This is a genomic window from uncultured Methanofollis sp. (genome assembly GCF_937919355.1).
In the GTDB taxonomy this organism is placed as follows: domain Archaea; phylum Halobacteriota; class Methanomicrobia; order Methanomicrobiales; family Methanofollaceae; genus Methanofollis.
The window spans coordinates 1-8,638 of record NZ_CALFSA010000138.1 but is presented as its reverse complement, the minus strand read 5'-3'; the positions used below and the strand labels follow the sequence as shown (position 1 = coordinate 8,638).

Genomic DNA, 8,638 nt, shown 5'->3' with positions numbered 1-8,638 from the left:
CAGGCGTTTTGTGAAGGTCTCCCTCCTCACACTCTGCACTGTCGCCGCCGTACTCCTTCTTTCAGGCCTCTTCATATTCTCGACACCGGCAGGTATGGACTGGTACGCCCACGCGCTCATCGATGCCGCGGGCAGCAGGGGAGATGTCATAGACTTCCAGACCTACACCAGAGAGGAGTTTGCCCGGATTCGTCTCAACACCACCCTCCTTCCCGACGACGACTTCACCCATCTCTTCGAGGAGACCTACGGGGGAGAGAACCGCAAAGAAAGTCTGTTGCTGGTGACATATGACGTCCCTGACCCGGAGAACAGACAGATCTCAACACTGTACGGCATCAGCAGGTACACAGATCTCGTCTACTCCAACACACGGTGGGTCGGGCGGCCCGACCCTCATGGAGAGGGGGCTTGATCAATGGACCGCACACGGACAGTCCTCCCGGTCTGGCTGGTGATGGTCGCAGGGTGCCTGGCCCTGTACTCGCTTCACCCGGAATATTTCAGCCTTGCAGGTCTGAAAAGCATCGCTGCAGACCATCACCACCTCGCTCTTCTTGCGTACTTCCTCCTCCTCTCTGTCAGGGGACTGACACTCATCCCCTCGACACCCCTCCTCATCTCCGGGGCCCTGGTCTTCGACCCTATCGAGGTGTTTGTCGCGAACATGGCAGGTATACTCACCTCATCCACACTGGTCTACAGGTACGCCAGATTTCTCGGCATCGACACGGCACTTGAAAAGCGTTATCCAGAACAGACTCGCACGGTCAGGCAGCACCTTGAGGACAGGGAACTCCCGGTCATCGCCGGGTGGAGCGTCTGCCCCTTCGTCCAGACCGACCTGATCGTCTATATCGCTTCCACTCTCCGGACTCCACTCTGGAAGTGTCTGGTCGGTGTCGGAGCAGGTCAGGCGGCGATTGTCTCATTCTATATAATCACGGTCAAGGCATTTGTCCCGGTCTGAAAAAAAGCACACGGGGGTCTTAGGCCCCGCCTGAGGGTGAAGAAATAAGAAAAGATGATGACGGTGGGCGGCCTACTCGTCAGGACCGCCCATCACCTTGTCGACAAAGTCCTTGAAGAAACCCTTCTTCCCCGGGCCCTTCTTATTCTCGATCTCGAGCAATTTCTGGTAGAGTTCCTTCTCCTCGTCGGAGAGGCTTTTTGGGACGATGATCTTCACACGCACGAGGAGGTCGCCAGGGCGGCCGCGGTGGCGCACGCCCTCGCCGGGGATGCGCAGGGCAGTGCCGTGCTGGATGCCGGCCGGGATCTTCAACTCGACTGTCCTGCCGTCGATCGTCTTCACCTCGGCCTTCGAACCGACCGCCGCCATCGCGGGCGTGATCTTCACCGAGGTCTCCAGGTTGTCACCGTCGCGGACGAAGTCAGGGTTCTCCTCGACCAGGACCTCGACATAGAGATCACCAACAGGGGCGCCGTAGTCCCCGGCCTCGCCATAGCCCTCCATCCGCAGGCGGAGCCCGCTGTAGGCCCCCGGCGGGATGCGGACAGAGACCTTCCTTTTCACCCGGGCATGACCGCTGCCCCTGCAGTGTTTGCAGGGTTCCTCCGGGACTTTCCCCCTGCCGCCGCAGTCCGGGCAGGTGCTCATGCGCACAAACTGCCCGAAGAGTGACTGGCTCACCTGCCTGATCTGGCCGCTGCCACCGCACTTCGGGCAGATGTGGAGTTTCTTGCTCTTGCTCCCGGTCCCATCGCATTCCGGACAGGACTCTGTGTGCATGACCTCGATCTCCCGTTCAGTCCCGAAGACCGCGTCCTTGAGACTGATCGAGAGGCGGTACAGGAGGTCGGCACCCGGCCGCGGCCCTCTCGAACCGCCGCCGCCACCACCACCAAAGAAGGTGTCGAAGATGTCGCCAAAGCCACTGAAGTCAGCCTGGAACCCGCCGCCATAGCCGCCGCCACCGGTGTACGACCCCTTCGAGGCGTTCTTGAAGGCCTCGTGCCCGATATTGTCATACTGGGCGCGTTTCTGCGAGTCCGAGAGGACCGAGTAGGCCTCGTTGATGTCCTTAAACTTCTCCTCCGCGTCAGGCTCCTTGCAGACATCAGGGTGATACTTCCGTGCAAGGTTGCGGTATGCCTTCTTGATCTCCTGCTCGCTGGCGTCCTTCGAGACGCCGAGGACATCATAGTAGCTTCCCGCACTCATCTATTGCCTCACTCTTTCTTCTCGTCTTTGACGTCGAAGTCAGCATCGACGACATTGTCGTCCTGCTTCTTCTGTGCACCCTCGGCCCCGGCGGCCTTCTGGGCCTCCTGCGCCTTCTGGGCTTCCTGGTAGATCTTGGCGGTAACGGCGTAGACGGCGTCGGTGAGTTCTTCAAGTTTCTTCTTGATCTCCTCGATGTCGTCGCCTTCGAGGGCCTTCTTCAGGGCCGCGGAGGCGTCCTCGATCTTCTTCTTATCGTCCGCGCCGATCTTGTCGCCTGACTCCTTGAGAGTCTTTTCAGCGGTGTAGACCGCAGTGTCGGCGTTGTTCCGCACCTCGATCTCCTCACGCTTCTTCTTGTCGTCCTCCTCGGCGCTTTTGGCGTCGTTGACCATCTTATTGATCTCGTCGTCGGAGAGGCCCTTGCCGCCCTTGATGGTGATGGTCTGCTCCTTGCCGGTGCCGAGGTCCTTTGCCGAGACATGGACGATACCATTGGCGTCGATGTCGAAGGTGACCTCGATCTGGGGGATGCCGCGCGGGGCGGGCGGGATGCCGGTGAGCTGGAAGCGGCCCAGAGTGAAGTTGTCCTTGGCAAGGGCGCGCTCGCCCTGGATCACATGGATCTCGACGCTCGTCTGGCCGTCTGCGGCCGTCGAGAAGATCTGGCTCTTTCTCGTCGGGATGGTGGTGTTCCTGTCGATCAGCTTCGTGTCGATGCCACCGAGGGTCTCGATACCGAGGGAGAGGGGCGTGACATCGAGGAGGAGGACGTCCTTCGCCTCGCCTGTGAGGACGCCGCCCTGGATCGCGGCGCCGACGGCGACGCACTCGTCGGGGTTGATGCCCTTGTCAGGTTCCTTGCCGAGGAGCTTCCTGACAGTCTCGACGACGAGGGGCACACGGGTCGAACCGCCGACAAGGAGGACGTGGTCGATATCGGACGCGGTGAGTTTCGCGTCGGAGAGGGCCTGCTTCACCGGTTCGACAGTCTTCTCGACGAGGTCGCCGACAAGCTGCTCGAACTTTGCACGGGTGAGGTCCATGTCCAGGAACTTCGGGCCGCTGGCGTCGGTGGTGATGTAGGGGAGGTTGATGTTCGTCTTCTGGACGGTCGAGAGCTCTTTCTTGGCGTTCTCGGCGGCGTCCCTGATCCTCTGCATCGCCATCGGGTCCTTCGAGAGGTCGAGGCCTTCCTTTGCCCTGAACTCGGCGACGATCCAGTCCATGACACGCTGGTCGAAGTCGTCGCCGCCGAGACGGTTGTTCCCGGCAGTCGCCTTCACTTCGAAGACGCCGTCGCCGAGCTGGAGGATGGAGACATCGAAGGTGCCGCCGCCGAGGTCGTAGACCAGGATGGTCGACTCCTCTTCCTTGTCGATGCCGTAGGCGAGCGCGCTCGCGGTCGGTTCGTTGATGATCCGCAGGACTTCAAGCCCGGCGATCTTGCCGGCGTCCTTCGTCGCCTGCCTCTGGGCGTCGTTGAAGTAGGCCGGGACAGTGATCACGGCCTTCTCGATCTTCTCGCCAAGGTATGCCTCCGCGTCGAGTTTCATCTTCTGGAGGATCATCGCGGAGATCTCCTGCGGGGTGTACTTCTTCTCGTCGATGTCGACGGTCTCGCTCGTCCCCATCTTCCGCTTGATCGAGATAATCGTCCTCTTCGGGTTGGTGATCGCCTGCCTCTTCGCGACGCTGCCGACGAGACGCTCGCCTTCCTTGCTGAAAGCGACGATCGACGGCGTCGTCCTGCCGCCTTCGGCGTTCGCGATCACGACAGGCTGACCGCCTTCCATGATGGCCATGCATGAGTTCGTCGTGCCAAGGTCAATACCAAGAACCTTTTCTGTTGCCATAATATTCCTCTTATTCGTTATTTCCTTTTGAGACCGCAACTTTCGCGTGCCTGATTATCCTGTCGTGCATGCGGTAGCCGCGGATGAATTCTTCGACAACTATACCTTCCGGGTGTTCCGACGGGATGGAGGCAACCGCTTCGTGCTCCTCGGGGTTGAATGCCTCGTGGAGGCAGGAAAGAGGTTTGATCCCGTGCTTTTCCAGTAGCCCGGAGAACTGTTTCTGTATGCTTTCAAGGCCCTCGCGAAGGGAGGCATCGTCAGACTTCTGTGCCCGCTCGAAGTTGTCGGCAACATCGAGCAGTTCTACGGCGAACTTCTCTAGGGCATATGTCCTGATCTCTTCTGTCTGTCGGGCAGTACGCTTCCTGAAGTTGTCGAAGTCCGCAGCAAGGCGGAGGTAGCGTTCGTTCAGGTCGTCACAGGACCTCTTGAGGTCTGCGTTTGCCTTCCTGAGGGATTCGATCTCTTCGACCCCTCCCGGCGGGCCTGGTTGTTCCAGCGTCGGTTGCTTTCCCGGCGTCTGATTATTCTTATCCGCCTCCATGGAAATCCTCTGTATGCAATATCAATTGTAATGTAGTTCTATATATAATTTTGTATTCGGGGGGCGTAAGGGAGACACAGATTGACACCAGATTATCATTCCAAGAAAAGATTCGTGGTTTTTAAGATTTCTGTCTCTTCTTCGGGACAGAGACCCCGCACCGCCCGGCAAGTTCGCACATTTTCGGGGGCGGGTTCTCCCACCTCCAGAGGCCGAGATCGATATAGCGCCGGGAGAGACCTCTCTTCTTCGCCCACGCCACAAGGTACGCCTCCCAGTACCCGGCAAGGTCCGGGTGGATCTCCCGCGTCCGTGCGGCCTCGCTCTCGAGCATCGCCGGGCAGAGATAACACCCCACACGCTCGTATCCCATATCATAGAGGGGGTTGTACGGCACCTTCCGCCACCAGAGATAGAGGAAGACCTCAAGGGCCCGCCAGTTTCGTATGGGCGAGATGTTCAACTGCAAGGGGTTGAAGGGATTTTCTATGACACCCGGCAATGTGGACCTGGAGAAAGACTCGTACCACCTGTTCCCCTGCACGGTGACACACGGACCCCTGCCCGAGAGATATTCCTTGACCGGTTGGAGTTTGAGCCTCTCACAGCACCAGCGGTTGTCCTTCCTCGGCAGGCCGTTCTTCTCGACCTCTTTCCAGAAGTCCTTCCCGTGGATGACCACCTGGATACCGCACTGCCTCACAAACTCCACCGTCTCCGGGAACTCCACGCCGGTATCGACGTAGAAGACATCAGTGACGCCGGCCCTCCGCGCGAGTTCGAGGGAGACGGTGCTGTCCTTGCCGCCTGAGAAGGAGACATTCACCTTCGGCCGGTCGTTCATGTGCTGCCTGATGAACCTGATCGCTGTGCGCTCCAGGTTCTTGAGAAGGGGGACGTTCACGCGGACGACCTCGCCCCAGGAGGGATCGGGCGGGGACTCGGGTTCGACCTTCCCGATCTGCCGTACCCGGACGCCGCCGTCATGGAGCTGGCCGACACCGAGGAGGTCTTTCATCCTGACGACCACCGGCCCCTCGGATATACCGGTCTTCACCATCACCTTCTTCCCGCCGAGACGACGGTTGCCGAACCCCTGCTCTTCAGCCTCGGCGGTGATGTCCACAATCCCCTTCGTGATGAAGGGGGCGAGGAAACGGAGCGCGTCCTGTGAGAGGTCAAGAGTATAGGCGTGCTCTGCAGGGTCGTAGGAAAGACGTCCGAACTCGACGCCGTTTGCAATGATGACCTCGGTCCTGTCGACGCCGCTGCTCTTGTTGAAGAGGACCACCTGGGGGAGGTGGTCGGTGCCATAGCGTTCAAGGAGGAGGGAACGCAGGAGGTCGTGGTCGTGGGTAAGTGCCGGGCGGAGGTCGTAGGGTTTCTGGATCGGGATCTCCACGCCGGCGGCGCCGCACCGGCAGGTCTTCCCGATCAGAGGGACGTTACACTCCCTGCACCAGTACAGTGTCTTCTTGACGGCAGGTTCCCGCATAGAATAACGTGTACCGGACAGGGGGATAAGGGATTGCATCCTGCCCTTGAAAGATATAAGAGATCTGAAGCCCATATCTTCAGTATGAAATGGGCACTTCTCTCAGTCTGGGACAAGTCCGGGATCGTGGACCTTGCACAGACGCTTGTTGAGAACAAATACCGTATCATCAGCTCCGGGGGGACTGGAAAGGCCCTGAAAGAAGCAGGGATCGACTTCATCGAGGTCTCCGAGTACACGGGTTCGCCCGAGATCATGGGCGGCAGGGTGAAGACACTCCACCCGCGCATCCACGGCGGCCTCCTCGGACGGCGCGACGTCGATGCACAGGTGATGAAGGACCTCGACATCAACCCGATCGACCTCGTCGTCGTGAACCTCTATCCTTTTGAGAAGATGGCGGGCGAGCACCTTGACCTCGACAAACTCATCGAGTTCATCGACATCGGTGGCCCCGCGATGATCAGGGCGGCGGCGAAGAACTTCAAGTTCGTCTCCGTCGTCGTCGACCCGGCCGACTACCCGAAGGTGAAGGAGGCCGCTGCAAAGGGCGGGTTCAGTTACGAGGAGAGGCTTGCCCTTGCAAAGAAGGTCTTTGCACGGACGGCCGCATACGACGCCGCCATCTCGAACTATCTCTCCGGTCTTGACAGAGAGTTCCCGGAGACCTACTCCTTCCAGTTCAGGAACGGCAGGTCCCTCCGGTACGGTGAGAACCCGCACCAGAAGGCGGCGGTCTACGGCGACCACGGCATCGCCGGTCAGGTGCCCCTGCAGGGGAAGGAGATGTCGTACAACAACTACCTCGACGTCGATGCGGCCGTCTCCCTGCTGCGGGAGTTCGACGAACCGGCGTCCGTGATCGTCAAGCACAACAACCCCTGCGGCGTTGCCGTCGGAAAGAACGGGCTTGAGGCCTACCTCGCCGCTCGCGAGGTCGATCCTGTCTCCGCCTACGGTTCGATCGTCGCCATCAACACCCCGGTGGACACGGCGATCGCAGAAGAACTCTGCGGCACCTTCGTCGAGGTGATCATCGCCCCGTCGTACGCACCTGAGGCCGTCGAGATGATGAAGAAGAAGCCGAACATGCGTGTACTCGTCCTGCCGGAGAAGACGGAGACCGACGCGGTCAGGAGCATCGACGGCGGCGTGCTCGTCCAGAGGACAACCACCCCGAAGGAAGAGTGGAAGGTCGTCTCCGAGCGCGAACCGACAGAGCAGGAGATTGCGGCGATGCGCTTTGCGATGAAGATCTGCAAGCACACGAAGAGCAACGCCATCATCTTTGCAAACGACCATGTCGCCCTCGGCATCGGTGCCGGGCAGATGAACCGCGTCGAGTCGGCAAAGATCGCCGTCGAGAAGGCCAGGTCCTCTCTGAAGGGCTCGGCCGTGGCGTCCGACGCCTTCCTGCCCTTTGCAGACACCCTTGAGGTCGCCGCGGCCGCTGGTGCGACCGCCCTCGTTCAGCCGGGCGGTTCGATCCGTGACCAGGAGGTCATCGATGCGGCAAACAAACTCAATGTGGCGATGGTCTTCACGGGCGTGCGCTATTTCAGGCACTGAACCCATTCCTTCTTTTTTCCCGTCCGGACATCTTTTCTCTTCGGTTACCCTGGAGAATGCGCCATATATGCTGTGCCCGAAAGGGAGGGACACACAATTGTCCCGAGGTCAAAAAAAAGCATAGCGGGAAGGCACCGAGCTCCAATCAGTGCATCCGAAGAGGGAAACATCATACAAAAGGTACGGGTTTTCCCTTTTAAAGGATAAAACCTATTCATCATATCACATTTACGAAATTAATAAATACAAACACCTTAGAGTCTCGTATGCACACCCCCAAGGTGATTTGTTATGGATTACGGTTCTATGCTTGGAAACTCCTTCGGATATGCGAAGGAGGCGGTCTGGGGAAAGTGGATGAAGTGGATCTTTCTCGTTATCGCCACTATCATCTTTCCCCTGATCATGGGGTATATCATGGAGATCTACCGGGGGAAGACCCCGGCGCCCGAGTTTGAAGACTGGATCAAACTCTTCATCGACGGGATCAAACTCTTCATCGTCCAGATCATCTACGCTATCCCGGTGATCATCGTGGGCCTGATCTTCTTCGGCGGTTCTCTCGCCCTCATAATGAGCGGGGACTCGGAGGCTCTGACCGCTGCGGCGGCCGGGACGATGCTCCTCGGGACGCTGGTCATGCTCATTGTCGCTTTCATCATCGGCCTCATTGCCACCTTCGGTTTCATCAGGTTCGCACGGACGGACAGTTTCGGCGAGGCCTTCAACATCTCGGCGATCCTGGCGCACATCGGTGCGGTCGGTTGGGGCAGTTACATCATCGCCCTGATCGTCCTCTGGGTGGTGATGGTCGCGATCGGCATGGTCCTCGGCATCCTCATGATGATCCCGTTCCTCGGCTGGCTCATCGTCCTCTTCATCGACCCGGTGCTCATGATCTTCGCGGCCCGGTACATGACACACATCTACGAGAGCGCGGCGGCCCCCGCCTGAACCCCTTTCTCCCCCTTTTCTTTTCCGATTCC

8 protein-coding genes are annotated in these 8,638 nt (G+C 59.2%); 4 read left to right on the top strand and 4 right to left on the bottom strand.

What is annotated here, in order from left to right:
• Both Q0520_RS06635 and Q0520_RS06630 read left to right on the top strand, forming a co-directional pair.
• The coding region (locus Q0520_RS06635) for a hypothetical protein (protein ID WP_298667879.1) at nt 1–415 on the top strand (415 nt) is incomplete at its 5' end.
• A 3-nt stretch (nt 416–418) separates the two neighbouring features.
• Nucleotides 419–970, top strand: a complete 552-nt coding sequence (locus Q0520_RS06630; protein WP_298667874.1) for a VTT domain-containing protein — start codon at nt 419–421, stop codon at nt 968–970.
• A gap of 72 nt (nt 971–1,042) precedes the next feature.
• Here the strand turns inward: Q0520_RS06630 and dnaJ are convergent, their stop codons facing one another.
• From dnaJ to Q0520_RS06610, 4 genes are all read right to left on the bottom strand, one after another.
• Nucleotides 1,043–2,185 carry a molecular chaperone DnaJ gene (gene dnaJ, locus Q0520_RS06625; protein ID WP_298667872.1) on the bottom strand — a complete coding sequence of 381 codons (1,143 nt, stop codon included), beginning with the start codon at nt 2,183–2,185 and terminating at the stop codon, nt 1,043–1,045.
• A gap of 8 nt (nt 2,186–2,193) precedes the next feature.
• A complete protein-coding gene (gene dnaK / locus Q0520_RS06620) occupies nt 2,194–4,041 on the bottom strand; it encodes a molecular chaperone DnaK (protein ID WP_298667870.1) in 1,848 nt (615 codons plus the stop codon).
• 10 nt (nt 4,042–4,051) lie between these two features.
• Complete coding sequence (locus Q0520_RS06615) at nt 4,052–4,588, bottom strand: nucleotide exchange factor GrpE (protein WP_298667867.1); 537 nt, start codon at nt 4,586–4,588, stop codon at nt 4,052–4,054.
• 121 nt (nt 4,589–4,709) lie between these two features.
• Nucleotides 4,710–6,083, bottom strand: a complete 1,374-nt coding sequence (locus Q0520_RS06610) for a phosphoadenosine phosphosulfate reductase family protein (protein WP_298667864.1) — start codon at nt 6,081–6,083, stop codon at nt 4,710–4,712.
• An 84-nt stretch (nt 6,084–6,167) separates the two neighbouring features.
• On the opposite strand from Q0520_RS06610, the gene purH reads away from it, so the two are divergent.
• Both purH and Q0520_RS06600 read left to right on the top strand, forming a co-directional pair.
• Nucleotides 6,168–7,652 carry a bifunctional phosphoribosylaminoimidazolecarboxamide formyltransferase/IMP cyclohydrolase gene (purH, locus tag Q0520_RS06605; protein ID WP_298667862.1) on the top strand — a complete coding sequence of 495 codons (1,485 nt, stop codon included), beginning with the start codon at nt 6,168–6,170 and terminating at the stop codon, nt 7,650–7,652.
• 291 nt (nt 7,653–7,943) lie between these two features.
• Nucleotides 7,944–8,606: a DUF4013 domain-containing protein gene (locus Q0520_RS06600; RefSeq protein WP_298667859.1), complete on the top strand. Its 663-nt coding sequence runs from the start codon at nt 7,944–7,946 to the stop codon at nt 8,604–8,606.
• Nucleotides 8,607–8,638: the final 32 nt, after the last annotated feature.

Excerpts from the sequence above, each read along its gene's own strand:
- Q0520_RS06630 (WP_298667874.1), top strand. The coding sequence starts at position 419 with ATGGACCGCACACGGACAGTCCTCCCGGTCTGGCTGGTGATGGTCGCA.
- dnaJ (WP_298667872.1), bottom strand. The coding sequence starts at position 2,185 with ATGAGTGCGGGAAGCTACTATGATGTCCTCGGCGTCTCGAAGGACGCC.
- dnaK (WP_298667870.1), bottom strand. The coding sequence starts at position 4,041 with ATGGCAACAGAAAAGGTTCTTGGTATTGACCTTGGCACGACGAACTCA.
- Q0520_RS06615 (WP_298667867.1), bottom strand. The coding sequence starts at position 4,588 with ATGGAGGCGGATAAGAATAATCAGACGCCGGGAAAGCAACCGACGCTG.
- Q0520_RS06610 (WP_298667864.1), bottom strand. The coding sequence starts at position 6,083 with ATGCGGGAACCTGCCGTCAAGAAGACACTGTACTGGTGCAGGGAGTGT.
- purH (WP_298667862.1), top strand. The coding sequence starts at position 6,168 with ATGAAATGGGCACTTCTCTCAGTCTGGGACAAGTCCGGGATCGTGGAC.
- Q0520_RS06600 (WP_298667859.1), top strand. The coding sequence starts at position 7,944 with ATGGATTACGGTTCTATGCTTGGAAACTCCTTCGGATATGCGAAGGAG.